General features: G+C 71.7%; 15 protein-coding genes. 14 read left to right on the top strand and 1 reads right to left on the bottom strand.

Annotation, left to right across the window (positions count from 1 at the left end; all coding sequences use genetic code 11):
• The first annotated feature begins 129 nt into the window (after positions 1-129).
• The 11 genes from J2S22_RS10955 to J2S22_RS10905 all read left to right on the top strand — a co-directional run bounded on the left by J2S22_RS10955 (position 130) and on the right by J2S22_RS10905 (position 15145).
• Positions 130-984 (top strand): IclR family transcriptional regulator, encoded by an 855-nt coding sequence (locus J2S22_RS10955; protein WP_272840442.1) that lies wholly within the window; start codon positions 130-132, stop codon positions 982-984.
• Positions 978-2165, top strand: a complete 1188-nt coding sequence (locus J2S22_RS10950; RefSeq protein ID WP_272779843.1) for a M24 family metallopeptidase — start codon at positions 978-980, stop codon at positions 2163-2165. The genes J2S22_RS10955 and J2S22_RS10950 overlap by 7 nt, the downstream gene beginning before the upstream one ends.
• The gene (locus tag J2S22_RS10945; RefSeq protein WP_272779844.1) at positions 2165-3421 is read left to right on the top strand and encodes a pyridoxal-phosphate dependent enzyme; all 1257 of its coding nucleotides are present in this window, start codon (positions 2165-2167) and stop codon (positions 3419-3421) included. Before J2S22_RS10950 ends, J2S22_RS10945 begins: the two co-directional genes overlap by 1 nt.
• 38 nt (positions 3422-3459) lie before the next feature.
• Complete coding sequence (locus J2S22_RS10940; RefSeq protein WP_272779845.1) at positions 3460-4425, top strand: tripartite tricarboxylate transporter substrate binding protein; 966 nt, start codon at positions 3460-3462, stop codon at positions 4423-4425.
• Complete coding sequence (locus J2S22_RS10935; RefSeq protein ID WP_272779846.1) at positions 4422-4898, top strand: tripartite tricarboxylate transporter TctB family protein; 477 nt, start codon at positions 4422-4424, stop codon at positions 4896-4898. The genes J2S22_RS10940 and J2S22_RS10935 overlap by 4 nt, the downstream gene beginning before the upstream one ends.
• Entirely contained in the window at positions 4898-6406 is a 1509-nt protein-coding gene (locus J2S22_RS10930; protein ID WP_370878200.1) for a tripartite tricarboxylate transporter permease, read from the top strand. Before J2S22_RS10935 ends, J2S22_RS10930 begins: the two co-directional genes overlap by 1 nt.
• A 7-nt stretch (positions 6407-6413) precedes the next feature.
• Complete coding sequence (locus tag J2S22_RS10925; RefSeq protein ID WP_272779848.1) at positions 6414-7385, top strand: LLM class flavin-dependent oxidoreductase; 972 nt, start codon at positions 6414-6416, stop codon at positions 7383-7385.
• Positions 7386-7393: 8 nt separating this feature from the next.
• Positions 7394-8386: an LLM class flavin-dependent oxidoreductase gene (locus J2S22_RS10920; protein WP_272779849.1), complete on the top strand. Its 993-nt coding sequence runs from the start codon at positions 7394-7396 to the stop codon at positions 8384-8386.
• A gap of 223 nt (positions 8387-8609) precedes the next feature.
• Positions 8610-10379 carry an NAD+ synthase gene (locus J2S22_RS10915; protein ID WP_272779850.1) on the top strand — a complete coding sequence of 590 codons (1770 nt, stop codon included), beginning with the start codon at positions 8610-8612 and terminating at the stop codon, positions 10377-10379.
• Positions 10380-10754: 375 nt separating this feature from the next.
• Entirely contained in the window at positions 10755-11969 is a 1215-nt protein-coding gene (locus tag J2S22_RS10910; protein WP_370878199.1) for an efflux RND transporter periplasmic adaptor subunit, read from the top strand.
• Positions 11970-11995: 26 nt separating this feature from the next.
• The gene (locus J2S22_RS10905; protein WP_272779852.1) at positions 11996-15145 is read left to right on the top strand and encodes an efflux RND transporter permease subunit; all 3150 of its coding nucleotides are present in this window, start codon (positions 11996-11998) and stop codon (positions 15143-15145) included.
• 144 nt (positions 15146-15289) lie between these two features.
• Here the strand turns inward: J2S22_RS10905 and J2S22_RS10900 are convergent, their stop codons facing one another.
• On the bottom strand, positions 15290-16480 hold the full coding sequence (locus J2S22_RS10900) for a DUF2865 domain-containing protein (RefSeq protein WP_272779853.1): 1191 nt from the start codon (positions 16478-16480) through the stop codon (positions 15290-15292).
• A 192-nt stretch (positions 16481-16672) separates the two neighbouring features.
• On the opposite strand from J2S22_RS10900, the gene purL reads away from it, so the two are divergent.
• The 3 genes from purL (at position 16673) to J2S22_RS10885 (ending at position 19862) form a co-directional block, all read left to right on the top strand.
• Positions 16673-18886 carry a phosphoribosylformylglycinamidine synthase subunit PurL gene (purL, locus tag J2S22_RS10895; protein ID WP_272779871.1) on the top strand — a complete coding sequence of 738 codons (2214 nt, stop codon included), beginning with the start codon at positions 16673-16675 and terminating at the stop codon, positions 18884-18886.
• A gap of 43 nt (positions 18887-18929) precedes the next feature.
• The gene (locus tag J2S22_RS10890) at positions 18930-19169 is read left to right on the top strand and encodes a BolA family protein (protein ID WP_272779854.1); all 240 of its coding nucleotides are present in this window, start codon (positions 18930-18932) and stop codon (positions 19167-19169) included.
• 198 nt (positions 19170-19367) lie between these two features.
• Positions 19368-19862: a RidA family protein gene (locus J2S22_RS10885; protein WP_272779855.1), complete on the top strand. Its 495-nt coding sequence runs from the start codon at positions 19368-19370 to the stop codon at positions 19860-19862.
• Positions 19863-19945 lie beyond the last annotated feature (83 nt).

Here is a 19945-nt window from a genome sequence, read left to right as displayed (position 1 = left end):
CGCGTCGAACGGCGACCTCCGGACACGCATCACGCGTGCGGCGCCGCGCGTTTCGGCGCAGCGCCCAGAATTCGTGCGCGCCGGCCGGCGGCTTGACGCCGCCGGCCGGCGCGCGCGATGAATCACGTCATGAAATCGGAACGTTGCTCCGATAATCGGAACACTCGGCGCGGCGACGGCGGCAGCCAGTCGGCCGCCCGGGCCATCGCCGTGCTGAACCTGATCGGCCGGACGCCGGAGGACCTCGGCGTGCGCGAGATCGCGCGCCGGCTCGCGCTGCCGTCGAGCGTCGTGCAGCGGCTGATCAACACGCTCGCCGAGCACGGCTTCCTCGAGCAGTCGCCGAACGACCAGAAGTACCGGATCGGCTTCTCGGCGTTCCAGGTCGGCCAGCGCTACCTCGCCCGCAACGGGCTGCAGGAGGCGAGCCTGCCGGTGCTGCGCGAGCTCGCCGAGCGCGACCAGGTGAACGCCTTCCTGGGCGTGCTGCGCGACCGCCGCGTCGTCTATCTCGCGGCGATCCAGAGCAGCGGCCCGATCACCATCAACAGCGTGCCGGGCTCCACGGCGCACCTGCACTCGACCGCCTTCGGCAAGGCGCTGCTCGCCGAGACGAGCGACGAGGAGGTCGCGCGGCTGCTCGGCGAGGAGCCCTACGTGGCCCTCACGGCGAACACCCGGACCACGCTGGCGGCGCTGCGCCCCGACCTCGCGGAGGTCCGCCGCCGCGGCTACGCGGTGTGCGACGAGGAGAACCTGGTCGACGTCTACTCGGTCGGCGCCGTGGTGCGCGACGCCGGCGGCCGCGCCGTGGCGGCGATCAGCGGGGCCGTGCCGCGCCACCGGCTGGCGCCGGCCGACATGGAGCGGCTCTGCCGGCTGGTGAGCGCGGCCGCCGAACGGATCGCCCGGCGCCTCGGCGCCGGGGCAGGGGGGACGCGGCCCGACGCCGCGCGGCCCCGACAATCGGAGACGTCATGCTGATCAATTCCGCCCGCCTGTACGAGCGCATGGCGCGCGACGGCCTCGCCGCCGTCGTCGCCACGGCGCCCGAGAACGTCACCTATTCGAGCGGCTACTGGGCGATGAGCCAGTGGATCCGGCGCGGCCCGCAGGCCTATGTGCTGCTGCCGGCGCCCGGCCGCGGCGATCCCTGCATCGTCGCCAGCACCGGGGTGGTCGAGCTGATCGCCGACCAGGACGTCTGGGTGGACGAGGTCTATCGCTACGGCCATTTCGTCGTCGAGCGCGCCGCCGGCGTGGCGCTCGACGCGTGCGACACCAAGATCGCCGCGCTGCTCGCCCTGCCCGAGCACGCCGACGCGGTGGCGGCGCTCGTGCAGGCGCTCGACGACCGCGGGCTCGCGCACGGCCGCATCGGCGTCGACGAACTCGGCATCACGCCTTCGTGCTGGGACCAGCTCGCCGCGGCGCGGCCGGGCCTGACCCTGGTGCGGGCCGCCGAGGTCTTCCGCTGGGCCCGCGCCGTCAAGACGCCCGAGGAGATCGCGCGCCTGCGCGCCTCCGCCCAGCTCGCCGAGCGCTCGATCGACGCGGCGCTCGCGGTCGCCCGCGAGGGCGCGACCGAGCTCGATCTCGCCTGCGCGTTCCATTCGCGCACCATCGCGGGCGGCGGCATGCCGGTGCTCGGCTGCATCGGCTTCGGCACCCGCACGGCGATGACCAACGTGCAGCCCTCGAACCGGGCGCTGCGCCGCGGCGACGTGATCCGCTTCGATGTCGGCGGCCGCTACATGCACTACCGCGCCGACATCGCCCGCAACGCCGCCTTGGGCGAGCCGGACGCCAGGGTCGCCACCTATCACCGGGCGATCCGGGCCGGCCTCGACCGCGCCCACGCGATGATCCGGCCCGGCGTCAGGGCCGCCGACGTGTTCGACGAGGTGATGGAGACGGTGCGCCGCGAGGGCCTGCCGCACTACGCCCGCAGCCATGTCGGCCACGGCATCGGGCTCGACGGCTACGACGCCCCGAACCTGACGCCGTCCAGCAAGGACGTGTTCGAGGAGGGCATGGTCCTCTGCATCGAGACTCCCTACTACGAGCTCGGCTTCGCCGGGCTCCAGGTCGAGGACACGCTGGTGGTGACGCGCGACGGCGCCGACTCCTTCATGACCACCGGCACCGCGCTGAGGATCGTCTGATGGCGGCGGTCGTCGGCCTGCGCTGCCTGCGCTGCGGCACCCTCTATCCGCCCGACCACCATGCCGAGGACTGCCCGGCCTGCCGGCCGGTGGCGCGCAGCAATCTCGTGGTCGCCTACGACGAGACGCTGATGCGGCCGCGGCCGAAGCCGGACGCCGCCGCGCCGCGCGGCCTGTGGCGATGGGGCGACGTGCTGCCCGTGACGGCCGGCGAGGGGGTGTCGCTCGGCGAGGGCGGCTCGCCCCTGCATCATCTCGCGCGGACCGGCGCGGCGCTCGGGCTCGACCGGCTCCACGCCAAGGACGAGACCCGCAACCCGACCTGGTCGTTCAAGGACCGCCTCGCCTGCATGGCCGTCTCGGTGGCGAAGCGCATGGGCGCGCGCGTCGTGGTGTCGAGCTCGACCGGCAATGCCGGCGCCGCGGCGGCCGCCTACGCGGCCAAGGCCGGGCTGCGCTGCGTCGTCTTCACCACGCGGGGCGCTGCCGGGCCGATGCTGACCCAGATGCGCGCCTACGGGGCCGAGGTCGTCGAGACGCAGACCAAGGCCGACCGCTGGATCCTGATGGAGCACGCGGTGCGCAATTTCGGCTGGTTCCCCACCTCGCCGTTCTTCGGCCCGGTGGTCGGCAGCAATCCCTACGGCATCGAGGGCTACAAGACGCTCGCCTACGAGATCGCCGAGGCGATGGACTGGCAGGTGCCGGACTGGTGCGTGCTGCCGGTCTGCTACGGCGACGCGCTGGTCGGGCTGTGGCGCGGCTTCGAGGAGATGCGCGCCTTCGGCTGGACCGACCGTACGCCGCGCTTCGTCGCCGCCGAGGTCTACGGCTCGCTCGCCGCGGCGCTCGCCGACGGCGGCGACGTGCCGCCCGAGATGCCGAAGACCCGCGATACCGTCGCCGGCTCGATCGGCGCCACCCGCGGCACCTTCCAGGCGCTCGACGTCCTGCGCCGCAGCGGCGGCACCGCGGTCGCGGTGGCGGACGCCGACGCGATGCGCTGGCAGGCGCGCCTCGCCGCCGACGAGGGGCTCTATGTCGAGCCGTCGACGGCGGTCGCCTTCGCGGCGATCCAGACGCTGCGCGGCGACGACCGCATCGCGCGGTCCGCGACCGTCGTGGCGCTCCTGACCGCGAGCGGCCTCAAGGATCCGGCCGCGACCGACGCCGTGGCGGCGCCGGCCCTGCCGGTGCCGGCCGACACCGGCGCCGCCCTGGCGGCACTCCGCAGTGCCGGAATCTTCCCGTCGTGACCCCCGCCTGGTTCGGACCGTCCTGTGGAGAGACGAAGATGTCGACAAGGAAGCCGTTGGGACTTGCAGCCCTGCTCGCCGCCGCCGTGCTGGCCGCGACCGTCGGTCCGGTGCGGGCGGAGTTTCCCGACAAGCCGATCACGCTGATCATCCCGTGGGCGGCCGGCGGCTCCACCGACCAGGCGGCCCGCATGCTCGCCAAGGCGGCCGAGGCGCATCTCGGCCAGCCCGTGGTGGTCGAGAACAAGCCCGGCGGATCGACCAATATCGGCATGGCCGAGCTCGCCCGCGCCAAGCCCGACGGCTACACGATCGGCACCCTGTCGAGCACCTCCTACCTGCTCGCCGCGCAGGGCCGGCAGGTGCCGTTCGACCCGATCGGCGCCTTCTCCTATGTCAGCTATTTCGGCGACAACCTGATCGGCATCACGGTGCTGTCGAAGTCGCGCTGGACGACGCTCGCCGATCTCCTCGCCGAGGGCAAGGCGAGCCCCGGCAAGGTCAAGTACGGCACCGCCGGCGTCGCCACCACCCAGCACCTCACCACCGAGGCGCTGCAGCGGGCCTCGGGCGCGCGGTTCGTCCACATCCCGCAGCAGGGCTCGGCCGCCTCGGTGCCGGCGCTGCTCGGCGAGCATGTCGACTTCCTCACCGAGACCTCGGTGTGGGGGCCGTTCGTCAAGGACGGCCAAGTGCGCCTGCTCGCCGTGGCGACGCCGAAGCGGGCCGCCGCCTATCCGGACGTGCCGACCCTGAACGAGCTCGGCTTCACCTCGCTGCGCTCCGTGCAGGCCATCATCGCCCCGGCCGGGGTGCCGGAGCCGGTCCGCGCCAGGCTCGAAGGCGCGTTCCGCAAGGCGCTCGCCGACGCCACGTTCCGCCAGACCATGGAGCGGCTGAGCATGGAGGTGGTCGACATGCCGGGCGCCGAGGTGAAGGCGCTGGTCGAGAGCCAGTACGCGCTCGCCAAGGACCTGGTCGCCTCGTTCGGCAAGAAGCAATGAGCAGCGGCGGCGACGGCCGGGCGCCGGCGGCGGGGGGCGCGGGCCTCTTCGCGCCGAGCCGGGTCGCCACCGCCGTGCTGGCGGTGGTCGCCGTCGCCTTCGCGGTCGGCGGCTGGCGGCTCGGCTTCCGCGACGACGACGGTCCAGGCCCGGGGCTGCTGCCCTTCGCCGCCGCGGTGGTGCTCGCCGTCCTGCTGGCGCTGATGCAGCGCGAGCCGGCCGGGCCGGAGGAGACGCCGTTCCGCCTGCGGCCGCTGATCGGCATCGCGCTGTGCGCCGCCTATGCGGCGGCGGCGCCCTGGACCGGCTTCGTCCCGGCCACGCTGGTGCTCGTCGCCGGCTGGGTGCGCATCTTCCACGGCGAGAGCTGGCTCCGCTGCGGGCTGCTCGCCGCCGCCCTGACCGGGGCGGGCGTCCTCCTGTTCGGCACGCTGCTGCGCGTGCCCATGCCGCTGGTCCCCGGGCTGCCATGATCGAGTCCCTCCAGCAGATCGGCTACGGGCTGGCGCTCGCGCTGCAGCCGGCCAATCTGCTCTACGCCTTCGTCGGCTCGCTGCTCGGCACGCTCGTCGGGGTGCTGCCCGGCCTCGGCCCGGTGACCACCATCGCGGTGCTGCTGCCGGTGACCTACCAGGTCGGCGACCCGCTCGGCGCCGTGATCATGCTGGCCTCGATCTACTACGGCGCCATGTACGGCGGCTCGACCACCTCGATCCTGCTCAAGGTGCCGGGCGAGGCCGCCTCGGTGATCACCTGCATCGACGGCTACGAGATGGCCAAGCAGGGCCGCGCCGGGCCGGCCCTGGCGATCGCGGCGATCGGCTCCTTCGTCGCCGGCACCGTGTCGGTGGTCGCGCTGAGCCTGGTCGGGCCGGTGTTCGCGCGCTACGCCCTGTCGTTCGGCCCGCCCGAGTACTTCGCGCTCGCGGTGTGCGGCCTCGCGCTCAGCGCCACGCTGTCGCTCGGCTCGCCGGTGCGCGGCCTGGTGATGGTGGCGGCCGGCATCGTGCTCGGCCTGATCGGCATCGACACGGTGTCGGGCCGCGAGCGCTTCACCTTCGGCATCCTCGAGCTGTCGGACGGCATCGAGATGGTGCCGATGCTGATGGGCCTGTTCGGGCTCGGCGAGATCCTCGTCAATCTCGAGGAGAAGGGCGCGTTCAAGCTGGTCTCCGACCGGATCGGCCGGCTGATGCCGAGCCGCGAGGACTGGCGCCGGTCCGCCGGCGCGATCGGCCGCGGCTCGCTGTTCGGCTTCCTGATCGGGCTGATCCCGGGCGGCGGGGCGATCCTCGGCGCGCTCGTGAGCTACACGGTCGAGAAGCGCATCTCCAAGCACCCCGAAGAGTTCGGGCGCGGCGCCATCGCCGGCGTCGCCGGACCCGAGTCCGCCAACAACGCGGCGGCCTCCGCCTCGTTCATCCCGCTCCTGACGCTCGGCCTGCCCAGCAACGCCGTGACGGCCGTGCTGTTCGCCGGCCTGCTGATCCAGAACGTCCAGCCCGGCCCGCTGATGATGACCGAGCATCGGGACGTCTTCTGGGGCGTGATCTCGTCCATGTATGTCGGCAACGTCATGCTGCTGATCCTCAACCTGCCGCTGGTCGGGCTGTGGGCGCAGCTGCTGCGCGTGCCGTTCTGGATTCTGGGGCCGGCGATCCTGACGGTGGCGATCTTCGGCACCTTCAGCCTGCGCAACAGCTGGTTCGACGTCGGCGTGCTGATGGCCTCGGGCGCGGTCGGCTACCTGTTCCGCAAGGCGAGCCTCGACGCCGGTCCGCTGATCATGGCCTTCATCCTCGCCAACATCCTCGACACCTCGCTGCGCCAGTCGCTGCTGATGGGCGACGGGCACCCGGCGATCTTCGTCACCCGGCCGATCTGCGCCACCATCCTGGCCGTGGCCCTGGCGGTGGTCACGGTGCAGCTCGTCGCCTGGCTGCGCCGCCGGCCCGGGCTGATCCGCGACGAGGCGACCTGAGGCTGCCGTGTCCGACATCTCGATCTCCACCGACGGGCGCGAGCCGCTGTCGGCCTTCCGCGACAAGCTGGGGGCGGCCGAGCAGGGCGGCGCGCGCGCCGCCTGGATCGCCAACCATCTGTTCCAGCGCGACCCGGTGTCGCTCGCCGCCATGGCGCTGGCGTCGACGCGCCGGATGCGCGTCGCCCTGATGGCGGTGTCGCCGTTCACGGTGCATCCGGTGCAGGCCGCCATGGCGGCCGCGACCCTCGACGAGCTGTTCCCCGGCCGGGTGACGCTGTGCCTCGGCGCCGGGGCGCCGGCCGACCTGCGCTCGGTCGGCATCGACGCGGCGCGCCCGCTCTGGGCGATGCGCGAGGCGCTGGCGATCGTGCGGGCGCTGCTCGACGGCGAGACCGTCGCGGTCGCCGGCGAGACGTTCCGGGCGCAGGGCCGGCGGCTCGCCGGCGGGCGCCGCGGCGTGCCGGTGATGCTCGCCGCCTCCGGCCCGCAGATGCTGGATCTCGCAGGCAGCGCCGCCGACGGCGTGCTGATCAGCGCCGGCGCCTCGGTCGAGTTCCTGCGCTGGACGCTCGACGGCGTGCGGCGCGCCGCGGCGGGCCGCACGGTGCGCTGCTGCGGCCTCGTCTACGGCTCGGTCGACGCCGACGAGAGTCGCGCGCACGACCGGCTGCGCCGCTCGCTCGCCATCCTGCTGCGCGGCGCCCATCACGAACGCAACCTGCAGCTCGCCGGCAGCAGCCTCGACCGCGCGGCGCTCGACCGCGCCGTCGTCGCCGAGGACTGGGCCGCGGCCGCCGCGCTGGTCACCGACGACGTCGTGCGCCGGCACGCGGCGAGCGGCACGCCGGAGCAGGTCGAGGAGAGATTCGCCGCCTATCACGCCGCCGGGCTGGACGAGATCGTGCTCGCCGGCGTCGGCGACGGCGAGCAGGTGGCGCGACTGGTCCAGCTCGAACGCAGGCAGGGAACGAGATGAAATTCAGCGTGTGTCTGTCCACCGGCTTCGAAGGCGTGATGTATCCGATCCCGTTCGCCGGGCCGGAGGACTTCATGCGGCAGGGGCGGCTGTGCGAGCGGCTCGGCTACCACTCGGTGTGGGGCAACGACCACATCACGACCCAGAACTACGTGCGGCAGCTCTTCCCCGGCCAGCCGCCGAACTTCTACGAGCCGATGATCGTGCTGGCCGCGATCGGCGCGGCGACCACGACCCTGAAGCTCGGCACCGCGCTCACGGTGCTGCCGATGCACGAGCCCGTCTATCTCGCCAAGCAGGCCGTCACGCTCGACCGGATGACCAGCGGCCGCTTCATCATGGCGGTCGGCCTCGGCGCCTACCGGGAGGAGTTCGCCGCCTGGGGCGGCGCCCGCGTCGCCGGCGCCCGCCGCGGCGACATGATGGACGAAGGACTCGAGGTGCTGACCCGCCTGTTCGAGCAGGACCGCTGCAGCTTCGACGGCAAGTATTACAGCTTCACCGACGTCGAGATGTTCCCCAAGAGCGTGGCGCAGCCGTTCCCGCTCTATGTCGGCGGGCACAATCTCGAGGCGATCGAGCGCGCCGCGCGATACGGCCAGGGCTGGCTGCCGGGCTGGCGGCCGATCAAGGAGATCGCCGAGCGGATCGTCGCCCTCAAGGCGCGGGCCGCCGACCTCGGCCGCGACCCGGCGACGATCGAGATCGCGCCGCAGTTCTCGGTCACCATCGACAGCACGCTGGAGACGGCCGAGGCGCGCTACATGGCGAGCGGCCTCGTCGCCCACCGCCAGTCGCTCGCCTACACGGGCCGCGACCTGAGCCACCAGGTGACGGCCAACCTGGTCGGCTCCGCCGAGGTGATCCTGGAGAAGATCGCGACGCTGCGGCGCATCGGGGTGGACCACTGCTGCGCCCTGATGTTCCCGGCCGGCTCGGTCGCCGAGTTCGAGGACCAGGTCGAGCAGTTCGCCGCCGAGGTGATGACGCGGGTGGACTGACCGGGATCGACCGGCCGGCTCGACGGCCCGGGCCGCGGGGCGAGGCCGCCACCGCGGTCGCGGGCGGCGCGCGCGACAGTTCCCCTCGTCGCGCGCTCTGCGCTAGACTGGCGGCGCGCCGGGAACTTTTCGGCCCGTTCGACTTTGGCGCGAGGCGCCGTCGCCGAATCCGGGGCCCGGTGCGGATCGACCCATCCTCAACGCCCGGGCCAGACCAGAACCGATGACCGACCGTCCCGCCGACCGTCTCGCCATTGCCGCCGCCCAGCTCAACCCGACCGTCGGCGACGTCGACGGCAACGCCGAGACGGTGCGGCGTGCCCGCCGCGAGGCGGCCGGGCAGGGGGCGGATCTCGTCGCCTTCCCGGAGCTGTTCATCGCCGGCTATCCGCCCGAGGACCTGGTGCTCAAGCCGGCCTTCCAGGCGGCCTGCCGCACCACCGTCGAGGCGCTGGCGCGCGAGACCGCCGACGGCGGACCGGCCGTGCTGGTCGGCACCCCGTGGGCCGAGGACGGCAAGCTCCACAACGCCTACTGCCTGCTCGACGGCGGCCGCGTCGCCGCGGTGCGCTTCAAGGTGAACCTGCCGAACTACGGCGTCTTCGACGAGCGCCGGGTGTTCGCGCCCGGCGCCCTGCCGGGGCCGGTGAGCGTGCGCGGCGTGCGCATCGGCGTGCCGGTCTGCGAGGACATCTGGACCGAGTGGGGCGCCTACGAGGACGTCGTCGAGTGCCTGGCCGAGACCGGCGCCGAGATCCTGCTGGTGCCGAACGGCTCGCCCTACAGCCGCGACAAGACCGACCAGCGCCTCGCCGTCGCGGTGGCGCGCGTCACCGAGAGCGGCCTGCCGCTGATCTACGTGAACCAGGTGTGCGGCCAGGACGAGCTCGTCTTCGACGGCGCCTCCTTCGCCCTCAACGCCGACCGCTCGCTCGCCTTCCAGCTCCCGGCCTTCCGCGAGAGCGTGACGACGACCGTGTGGGAGCGCGGCGCCGCGGGCTGGCGCTGCGCCGGCGGGCCGGTGGCGCGGAACGACGAGGGCGACAAGGCCGACTACGCCGCCTGCGTGCTCGGCCTGCGCGACTATGTCGAGAAGAACCGCTTCCCCGGCATCGTGCTCGGCCTGTCGGGCGGCATCGACTCGGCGCTGTGCGCCGCCATGGCGGTGGACGCGCTCGGCGCCGAGCGGGTGCGCTGCGTGATGCTGCCCTACCGGTTCACGGCCGACGTGTCGAAGACCGACGCGGCGGCGGTGGCGAAGGCGCTCGGCGTCAAGTACGACGTGGTGCCGATCGCCGCGGCCGTCGAGGGACTCGAGCAGGCGCTGGTGCCGCTGTTCGGCAACGTGCCGCGCGACGTGACCGAGGAGAACCTGCAGGCGCGCGCCCGCGGCGTGATCCTGATGGCGGTGTCGAACAAGTTCGGCCTGATGGTGGTGACCACCGGCAACAAGTCGGAGATGTCGGTCGGCTACGCCACGCTGTACGGCGACATGAACGGCGGCTTCAACCCGATCAAGGACCTCTACAAGACCGAGGTGTTCCGGCTCTCGGCGCTGCGCAACACCTGGAAGCCGGAGGGCGCGCTCGGGCCGGACGGCGTGGTGATCCCGGAGAGCATCCTGATCCGCCCGCCGACCGCCGAGCTGCGGGAGAACCAGACCGACCAGGATTCGCTGCCGCCCTACGACCAGCTCGACGCCGTGCTGGAGCGGCTGGTCGAGCGCGAGGAGCCGATCGCCCGCATCGTCGCCGACGGCTTCGACCGCGACATGGTGGTGCGGGTCGAGCGCATGCTGAATCTCGCCGAGTACAAGCGGCGGCAGGCGGCGCCGGGCGTCAAGGTGACGCTGAAGAACTTCGGCCGCGACCGGCGCTATCCCATCACCAACCGGTTCCGCGATCCGGGCGTGCCGCTGCCCCCGGTCGAGAACGCCGCCCCCAAGGCGAGCCGCATCCCGGCGGGCGCCCGCAGCACCGCGATGGACTTCTGAGCCGGGCGCGGTCCGGGCCGCGACCCGCTAACCGCGGCTCGTCGTCCTGAGGCACTCGCCACCCGGGTCCGCGCGTCGCGCGGCCCGCGTGTGAACGCCGCCGAGCCCCGAAGGATGCGGGCAGGAGCCTCCCGGGCCGTCGCCCTTCGAGGACCGCTGCGCGGCCACCTCGGGGTGACGGCGAGAGTCGGTGCCGGCGCCCCCCGGCATCGGGCCCGCCGCGGGACGAGGGCGCTCTCCGTGACAGAGGTACAATGCTGCAGTAGAATCGAATCATGGTTCGGCGTGCTTCGAGTCCGGCAGCGACCTCACGGCGATCAGCGCAGGTGAGGGGAATGGGGTGGGGTGGGTCCAGTGCACGTCGGTTCGCCTTCGGTGCGCGGCAGGCTGCGGAGCCTCGCCTGCGCCCTCTGTGTGGCTCTGCTCGTTTCCGGATGTAACGAGAGAAACAAATACGCGGCGCCGCCGCCCGCGAAGGTGACGGTCGCCACGCCGACCGTCATGCCGGTGACGCTCTATGCCGAGTTCACCGGCAACACCGCGCCGGTGTCGTCGGTCGATCTCGAGGCACGCGTGCAGGGCTTTCTCGAGTCCATCGGCTATCGCGACGGCGAGGCCGTGCGGAAGGGCCGGGTCCTGTTCCAGATCGAGAAGGACCAGTATCAGGCCCAGGTGGACCTGCAGAAGGCGCAGCTCGACAGCGCCAGGGCCAAGCAGGCGAACGCCCAGCGGGAGTTCGACCGGCAGTCCACCCTCGGGCAGCGCGAGGTCTCCAGCCAGCGCAGCGTGGACGACGCCCGCACCAATCTGGACACGGCGAACGCCCTGGTCGCGGCGAGCGAGGCCAACCTGAAGCTCGCCGAGACGTCGCTCGCCTATGCCACCGTGCAGGCGCCGTCGGACGGCGTGGTGACGCGGCATCTGGTCGACGTCGGCGCGCTGGTCGGCTCCTCCGGTCCGACCAAGCTGGCGACCATCCTTCAGGTCGACCCGATCTACGTCTATTTCAATCTCTCCGAGCAGCAGCAGATCGACCTGCGCGATTCGCTCGCCCGGCAGGGCAAGACGCTGCGGTCCCTGCGCGAGGAGGAGCAGACGCTGCCGATCACGGTCGCCCTGTCGGCCGACACGGCGGTCCAGTACGCCGGCAGGATCGACTACATCGCCCCGCAGCTCGACGCGGCGACCGGGACGCTGCAGATGCGCGCCGTGCTGGAGAACAAGCAGGTGAATCTGGTGCCCGGGCTGTTCGTCCGGGTGCGGGTGCCGATCGGCCGGATCGACGAGGCCCTGCTGGTCGACGATACCGCCGTGATGTCGAACCAGACCGGCAGCTACGTGATGGTGGTCGGCAGCAACAACGTGGTCGAGCAGCGGCCGGTGACAACCGGACCGGTCGAGGGCCAGCTGCGCGTCGTCACCAAGGGACTCGCGGCGGGCGACCGGGTGGTCATCGGCGCGGTCCAGCGCGCCGTCGCCGGCAGCACCGTGACTCCGGTGACGGGCACCATGGCGGCCGCGCCCGGCGCGACGAAGCCCGCTCCCGCGGCATCCGGATCGGCGACCAGCCTCGACCAGACCAAGCCCTGACCCACCGGTCGCCACGAGGCGGTGCCATGTTCTCGCGCTTCTTCATCGAACGGCCGGTGCTGTCCAACACGCTGGCGTTTCTCATCGTCCTGGTCGGCGCGCTGGCCCAGATGTCGCTGCCGGTCTCGCAGTATCCCGACGTGGTGCCGCCCACCGTGTCGGTGACGGCGACCTATCCGGGCGCCAGCGCCCGCACCGTGATGGACACGGTGGCGCTCCCCATCGAGCAGCAGGTCAACGGCGTCGAGGGCATGATCTACATGCAGTCGACCAGCGCCAGCGACGGCAGCTACAGCCTCGTCGTCACCTTCGACATCGGCACCGATCCCGACATGGCGCAGGTGCTGGTGCAGAACCGCGTCTCGCTGGCCACCGCCCAGCTGCCGGGCGCGGTCTCCACCCAGGGCCTGAACGTCAAGAAGAAGTCGACGGCGATCCTGCAGTTCGTCAACCTGTATTCGGCCGACGGCCGCTACGACAATCTGTTCCTCGCCAACTACGCCAAGATCAGCATCGAGAACGAGCTCGCCCGCCTGCCGGGGGTCGGCGACGTCTCGGTGCTCGGCTCCGGCTCCTACGCGATGCGGATCTGGCTCGATCCGGAGCGGATGCAGGCCTACGGCCTCACCCCGAGCGACGTGACCTCGGCCATCCAGCAGCAGAGCACCGAGGTCACGGCCGGCCTCGTCGGCGCGCCGCCGACCCCGTCGCAGGTGAACTTCCAGTACGTGCTCGAGGTCACCGGGCGCTTCGACGACGCCAGGGACTTCGGCAGCATCGTCGTCAAGGTGATCCAGACGGGCGGCGGCAGGATCGTCCGCATCCGTGACATCGGCCGCGTCGAGCTCGGGGCCGCCTCCTACGGCCACACCGCGACGCTCGACGGCAAGCCGTCGGCCGCCATCGCCATCTCGCAGCTCTCCGGCGCCAATGCGCTGACGGTAGCCGAGAGCGTCAACGCCAAGATGAAGGAGCTGGCGAAGTCCTTCCCGGCCGGCCTCGACTACAAGGTCTCCTTCGACAGCACCAAGTTCGTCACCGCCTCCATCGACGAGGTCTACGAGACGCTGCTCATCGCGGCCGCGCTGGTGCTGGCCGTCATCCTGGTCTTCCTGCAGGACTGGCGCGCCATGCTGGTGCCGGCCACCACGGTGCCGGTCACCATCATCGGCGCGTTCGCCGCCATGTCGGTGCTGGGCTACACGATCAACACGACGAGCCTGTTCGCGCTGGTGCTCGCCATCGGCATCGTCGTCGACGACGCGATCGTCATCGTGGAAGGCGTGGCCCGCCACATGGAGGACGGGCTGTCCAGCCGCGAGGCGGCCGTCAAGGCGATGTCCGAGCTGTTCGGCCCGATCATCGGCATCACCCTGGTGCTGATGGCGGTGTTCCTGCCGGCCGCCACCCTGCCGGGGCTGACCGGCAAGATGTATCAGCAGTTCGCCCTCGTGATCGCCGCCACCGCCCTCATCTCGGCCGTCAACGCGGCGACCCTGAAGCCGACGCAGTGCGCGCTGTGGCTGCGCCGGTCGGTGCCGCCCGACCAGCGCAACCCGTTCTACCGTGCGTTCAACGCCGTCTATGCGCGCTGCGAGGACGTCTATGCGGCGCTGGTCGGTCGACTGGTGGCGTTCGCCGTCCCGACGACGGTGGCGGGGCTCGCCCTCATCGGCCTGTCCTTCTACGGCCTCTCCTCGGTGCCCACCGGCTTCCTGCCGAGCGAGGACCAGGGCTATCTGATCATCGCGGTCAACCTGCCGGACGCCGCCTCCGCGGCGCGCACCGAGCGGGCCGTGGCGCAGGCCGTGGAGCTGGTCCGCAAGACGCCGGGCGTCGAGACCGCGATCGGGGTGTCGGGAATCTCGCCGCTGGACAACAACGCGACGCTCTACAACACCGGCATGCTCTACGTGGTGCTCGAGGACTGGAGCAAGCGCAAGTCCAAGGAGCTGAGCGTCGAGAGCATCGCGGCGCGGCTGCGCACGGCGCTCGAGGGCATCGACACCGCGACGGCGCAGATCCTGCTGCCGCCGCCGATCCAGGGGGTCGGCAACAGCAGCGGCTTCACCATGATGGTGGAGATGAAGGACGGCAGCTCCGACTTCGTCGCGCTCCAGAACGCCGCCGAGCAGCTCGCCGCCAACGCCGCGACCCAGACGGGCCTCGCCCACGTCGCCTCGACGTTCAAGAGCAAGGTGAAGCAGCTGCGGCTGGTGGTCGACCGGGTGAAGGCCGAGACGCTGGGGCTCTCGGTGGGGCAGGTATTCTCGGCGCTCGAGTCCTATTTCGGCTCCACCTACGTCAACCAGTTCACCAAGTTCAACAACGTCTTCCAGGTCTATGTGCAGGCCGACGCCGCGTTCCGCCTGCAGCCGGACGACGTGCTGAAGCTGAAGGTCAAGGGGGTGGGCGGCCAGATGGTGCCGCTCGGCACGGTGGCGCGCATCGTCGACGAGGTGGGGCCGCCCCTGATCACGCTCTACAACCTGTATCCGGCCGCGACCGTGGTCGGCAGCCCGGCGGCCGGATTCAGCTCCGGCGAATCCATGGCGCTGATGAGCCAGATCGCGGCCGCCTCGCTGCCGCCGTCGATGGGGACGGCGTGGACCGGCATGTCCTATCAGGAGGCCGTGGTCGGCAATCAGATCTACTATGTGTTCGCCGTGGCGCTGCTGCTGGTCTACTTCGTGCTGGCCGGGCAGTACGAGAGCTGGCTGCAGCCGCTGGCCGTCATCCTCGCGGTGCCGCTGACGCTGCTCGGCACCGTGGCGGCGCTGCAGATCTCGGGCCTGCCGAACGATCTCTACACCCAGATCGGCATCGTCCTGCTCATCGCGCTCGCCGCCAAGAACGCCATCCTGATCGTGGAGTATGCGCGCGAAAAATGCGCCGGCGGCCTGGAGCCGGCGGCGGCGGCCGTCGAGGCGGCGCGGCTCCGCTTCCGCCCGATCCTGATGACGTCGTTCGCCTTCACCTTCGGCATGCTGCCGCTGGTCTTCGCGTCGGGGGCCGGAGCGGGCGCCCGCGTGTCGCTCGGCGTCGCCGTGGTCAGCGGCATGCTCGCCTCCACGTTCCTCGCGGTGCTGTTCGTGCCGCCCTTCTTCACGGTGCTGCACCGGCTCGACACCCGCCGCGCGGCCGGGTCCGCGGTGTCGTCCGGCTCCGCCCCCTGACAGGCGGGTGGGTTCGCCACGGGCGGGGGCGCATCCCGAAGGATGCAACGGCTCCCCGCATCTCGGCCGCAAGAGCCGGGGCTCTCCGGGACGGGCTCTCTGCGAGGTCGTCGCGGTCCGGCGGGCGCGTCGCGGTCCGGCGGGCTACCGCGCCTGGCCCGGCACGAAGGTCGGGCCGACATTGCGGATGGTGCGGGCGGCGTCGCCCGCCGCGGCGGCGTCGGCCGTCGGGGCGGCGGCGCCGGCGGGGGCCGCGCCGGCGGCCGGCTTGCGCTCGGCCCGGATCGGGCGGCCCTGGGCGTCGGTGCGCGGCTGCGCCATCGCCTTGGAGCGCTCCTCGGTGACGACGATGTCACCGCGCTCGATGGTGGTGTCGGGCGACACGCCGAGCGCCTGGGCCCAGCTCTGGCCCGGCTTGCGGCACGAGCAGGACTGGTCGAGCGAGGTGCGGTACTTGAAGGCGGTCGGCAGGTCCCGGTAGGAGCGGCCGGCGAGCGACACGGCCTGGCCGATCTCCTCGCCCGGATTGCGGTGGGTGAACAGCTGCACCTCGGCGGCCGGGCACAGCTTCTGGCAGGCCTGCTCGTCGTCGGCGAAGCGCGACGGGTTGGTCTGGAACGAGATCGGGAAGTAGTAGCCGTCGCAGGTCCGCACGCACAGGGTGCGGAACGTCGAGGCCTGCATCCCGTCCGGCGAGGGCAGGGCGGGGTTGCTGCCGAACAGGTCGCCGAACAGGCCACGGTTGCGGTTGGCGGCGGCCTGGTACTGCGGGCCGCAATTGTTCTGGGCGAGGGCGGCGATCACGGCCTGCTTCTGGCCTTCGACCTCGCCGCCGCCCTGGAGGCGCTGCAGCTCGGCCTGCGAGCGGGTGATGCGGTCGCGGGCGTCCTGGATCTGGCCGCCGAGCGGGCGGCATTCGGCCGGCTGGTTGCTGAACAGCGACAGGAACGGGTTGCTCTCGCAGCCGAGCCGGCGCGACTGGGCGATCATCCGATCGAGGTCGCTGGTCTGGCGGGCGATCGCCTCCTCGTAGCGGCGGGTCTGCTCGGCCCGGGCCGGGTCGCCGCCGCCGCGGCTGAGCAGGCCGAGCTGATTCTCCAGGCGGGCGCAGACCGGGTTGGTGCCGTAGGAGGGCTGGCCGTAGCCGGGCTGGCCGCCCTGCGGGGCCGGATAGCCGCCCTGCTGGGGGTAGCCCTGCTGCGGATAGGTCGGCGGGGAGCCCTGCTGGGGATAGGCCGGCTGCGGATAGCTCTGCGCCAGCGCGATGCCGCCGGCGGCGGCCGCCACCGCGAATCCCGTTCCCAGCCGGCGAAGCCAGCCTGCCCCTGTGACCATTCCGCCCTCGTGCGCACGGCCGTCGAACCGGCCTTTGGTGAGCGAACCAGAGCGCCGGAATGGTGTCCAAAGTTTGAACCGGGGCCGCCGTCCCCCGGCACCGCTCGCCGCGGCGCTGTTGGCGGTTGACGGGAGGGCGGTCCCGCGCGATGCCTCTGCCCCGAAACGGTGCAGCATGAAGGCGTTCCCGTGATCAAGACCGAGCCCGAGATCTCCCCGGAGCTGATCGCCCAGCACGGGCTGAAGCCGGACGAGTACGACCGCATCGTCGCCCTGATCGGGCGGACGCCGACCTTCACCGAGCTCGGCATCTTCTCGGCCATGTGGAACGAGCACTGCTCGTACAAGTCGTCGAAGATCCATCTCAAGACGCTGCCCACCAGCGCCCGCTGGGTGATCCAGGGCCCGGGCGAGAACGCCGGCGTCATCGACATCGGCGACGGGCTCGCCGCCGTGTTCAAGATGGAGAGCCACAACCACCCGAGCTACATCGAGCCCTACCAGGGCGCGACCACCGGGGTGGGCGGCATCCTGCGCGACGTCTTCACCATGGGGGCGCGGCCGATCGCCTGCCTCAACGCGCTGTCCTTCGGCACGCCGAGCCACCCGAAGACGCGCCGCCTCGTCGCCGGCTGCGTCGCCGGCATCGGCGGCTACGGCAACTCCTTCGGGGTGCCGACGGTCGGCGGCTCGGTGCGCTTCCACAAGAGCTACGACGGCAACTGCCTGGTCAACGCCTTCGCGCTCGGGCTGGCCGAGGCCGACAAGATCTTCTACGCCGCCGCCACCGGCGTCGGCATGCCGATCGTCTATCTCGGCTCCAAGACCGGCCGCGACGGCATGGGCGGCGCCACCATGGCGTCGGCCGAGTTCGACGACGAGGCCGAGGCGAAGCGCCCGACCGTGCAGGTCGGCGACCCGTTCTCCGAGAAGCTGCTGCTCGAGGCGTGCCTCGAGATCATGCGCAAGGGCTGCGTCGTCGCCATCCAGGACATGGGCGCGGCGGGACTGACCTGCTCGGCCGTGGAGATGGGGGCGAAGGGCGACCTCGGCGTCACCCTCGATCTCGACGCGGTGCCGTGCCGCGAGACCGGCATGACGGCCTACGAGATGATGCTCTCGGAGAGCCAGGAGCGCATGCTCATGGTGCTCGAGCCGAGCAAGCGCGACGAGGCCGAGGCGATCTTCCGCAAATGGGGCCTCGACTTCGCCGTGGTGGGCGAGACCAACCCGTCGAAGCGCTTCGTGGTGAAGCGGGGCGGCGTCGTGATGGCGGATCTGCCGATCAAGGAGCTCGGCGACGAGGCGCCGGTCTACGACCGCCCGCATGTACGCACGCCCAGGCCCGCCGTGGTCGACCCCGCCTCGATCGAGCCGGAGACCAGCATTCCGGGCGCGCTCGAGCGGCTGATCGCGACGCCGGACCTGTGCAGCAAGCGCTGGGTGTGGGAGCAGTACGACCACATCATCATGGGCAACACGGTGCAGCGGCCCGGGGGCGATGCCGGCGTGGTGCGCGTCCTCGACGGGCCGAAGGCGCTGGCGATGACGACGGACGTGACGCCGCGCTACTGCGAGGCGGACCCGTTCGAGGGCGGCAAGCAGGCGGTGGCCGAGGCGTGGCGCAACCTCACCGCGGTCGGGGCGCGGCCGCTCGCGATCACCGACAACCTCAACTTCGGCAATCCCGAGAAGCCGGAGATCATGGGCCAGCTCGTGGACTGCATCGCCGGCATCGGCGAGGCCTGCCGGGCGCTCGACTTCCCGGTCGTCTCCGGCAACGTGTCGCTCTACAACGAGACCAACGGCCGGGCGATCCAGCCGACCCCGACCATCGGCGGCGTCGGCGTGCTCGACGACTTCACGAGGAGCGCGACGATCGCCTTCAAGGCGCCCGGCGAGGTGATCCTGGTGCTCGGCGCGACCACCGGCTGGGTCGGCCAGTCGCTGTGGCTGCGCGACCTCTATGGCCGCGAGGAGGGGGCACCGCCCCCGGTCGATCTCGCGGTGGAGAAGCGCAACGGCGATCTCGTCCGCGCGTTGATCACCGACGGAGCCGTGACGGCCGTGCACGACGTGTCGGACGGCGGCCTGCTGGTCGCGATCGCCGAGATGGCGATGGCGGGCGGGCTCGGCGCCGCGATCGACGCCGGCGCCGCCGGGGCGGGGCCGCCGCACGCCTTCTGGTTCGGCGAGGACCAGGCCCGCTACGTCGTCACTACGACGCCGGAGGCCGCAGCGGCGATCGAGAGCCGGGCGAAAGCGGCCGGCGTGCCGGTGCAGCGGCTCGGCACCACCGGAGGGCACGCACTTGCGATTTCCGGTGAGCGGCCGATTCAGATACATGCTCTGACCGAGCGGTTCGAGCACTGGCTGCCCGCCTACATGGCGGGCGGGACCATGTGAGATTGGGCCGGCGCTGCTCAGGGCGAAGGGTGCGAAGACCGCCATGCCGATGAATGCGACCGACATCGAGGCGCTGATCAAGCGCCACATCCCGGACGCCGAGGTGACGATCCGGGATCTGGCCGGCGACGGCGACCACTACGCCGCGACCGTGATCTCCGAGATCTTCCGCGGCAAGACCCGGGTGCAGCAGCACCAGCTCGTCTACCAGGCCCTGAAGGCCGAGATGGGCGGCGAGCTGCACGCGCTCGCCCTGCAGACCGCGGCGCCGCAGAAGGGGTGACGAGAGGCCTTGCGGCCTGGTTCGCCGTCATTCCGGGGCGCGGCGAAGCCGCGAACCCGGAATCCAGCGGCAGGTCGGGCGATCTCGGCTGGAGTCCGGGTTCGCGCTTGCAGCGCGCCCCGGAATGACGGTTGGCCCGTCCCTTGCTCCCTCGCCGGGTGCGGCATTCGCCGCATTCGGAAGACCCCCGGAGGTGACATGACTCGGACCGGTTTCGCCGCGGCTGCGGCGCTCGCGCTCGTCTTCTCGTTCGGTTCCGCCGCGCTCGGCATGGCGACGGCCGAGGAGCTCTCGCCCAACGGCGTCAAGACGCTGGCGCCGGCCGGCGGCATCAAGACCACGGGCACCTGGGCGCTCGGCACCCGGGCGGGCGACTTCGTCTATGTCGCCGGCATGCGCGGTATCGATCCCAAGACCAACACGCTGGTCCAGGGCGACGAGGCGCGGGTGCGCCAGGCCTTCATGAACATGAAGCTGATCGCCGAATCGGAAGGTGCGGCGCTGCGCGACGCGGTGCGGCTGGTCGTCTACGTGACCGACATGTACCGGTTCCGGCCGCTGGTGAACAAGGTGCAGGAGGAGCTGTGGGGCAAGGGTCCGTACCCGCCCCGCACCATCGTCGAGGTCGATCGCCTGAACCAGGACGACATCTGCGAGGTGGAGGGCACGTTCTACGCGCCCGCGAAAAAGTGAACGGAAATCCACCTGACGAATCGTCACAATCGCGCCGAAGGGCTTGGTCCGCCGCGCGATCTGCGATTACATAGTCGCGAAAC

Origin of the sequence: Rhodoplanes tepidamans (genome assembly GCF_030813915.1) — a bacterium.
GTDB lineage: Bacteria > Pseudomonadota > Alphaproteobacteria > Rhizobiales > Xanthobacteraceae > Rhodoplanes > Rhodoplanes tepidamans.
The sequence above is the reverse complement of the archived record's forward strand: the minus strand, read 5'-3'. Positions and strand labels throughout refer to the sequence as shown.

Bases quoted from the DNA above. Each gene is read 5' to 3' on its own strand.
- J2S22_RS10955 (WP_272840442.1), top strand. From the start codon at position 130: ATGAAATCGGAACGTTGCTCCGATAATCGGAACACTCGGCGCGGCGAC.
- J2S22_RS10950 (WP_272779843.1), top strand. From the start codon at position 978: ATGCTGATCAATTCCGCCCGCCTGTACGAGCGCATGGCGCGCGACGGC.
- J2S22_RS10945 (WP_272779844.1), top strand. From the start codon at position 2,165: ATGGCGGCGGTCGTCGGCCTGCGCTGCCTGCGCTGCGGCACCCTCTAT.
- J2S22_RS10940 (WP_272779845.1), top strand. From the start codon at position 3,460: ATGTCGACAAGGAAGCCGTTGGGACTTGCAGCCCTGCTCGCCGCCGCC.
- J2S22_RS10935 (WP_272779846.1), top strand. From the start codon at position 4,422: ATGAGCAGCGGCGGCGACGGCCGGGCGCCGGCGGCGGGGGGCGCGGGC.
- J2S22_RS10915 (WP_272779850.1), top strand. From the start codon at position 8,610: ATGACCGACCGTCCCGCCGACCGTCTCGCCATTGCCGCCGCCCAGCTC.
- J2S22_RS10905 (WP_272779852.1), top strand. From the start codon at position 11,996: ATGTTCTCGCGCTTCTTCATCGAACGGCCGGTGCTGTCCAACACGCTG.
- J2S22_RS10900 (WP_272779853.1), bottom strand. From the start codon at position 16,480: ATGGTCACAGGGGCAGGCTGGCTTCGCCGGCTGGGAACGGGATTCGCG.
- J2S22_RS10890 (WP_272779854.1), top strand. From the start codon at position 18,930: ATGCCGATGAATGCGACCGACATCGAGGCGCTGATCAAGCGCCACATC.
- J2S22_RS10885 (WP_272779855.1), top strand. From the start codon at position 19,368: ATGACTCGGACCGGTTTCGCCGCGGCTGCGGCGCTCGCGCTCGTCTTC.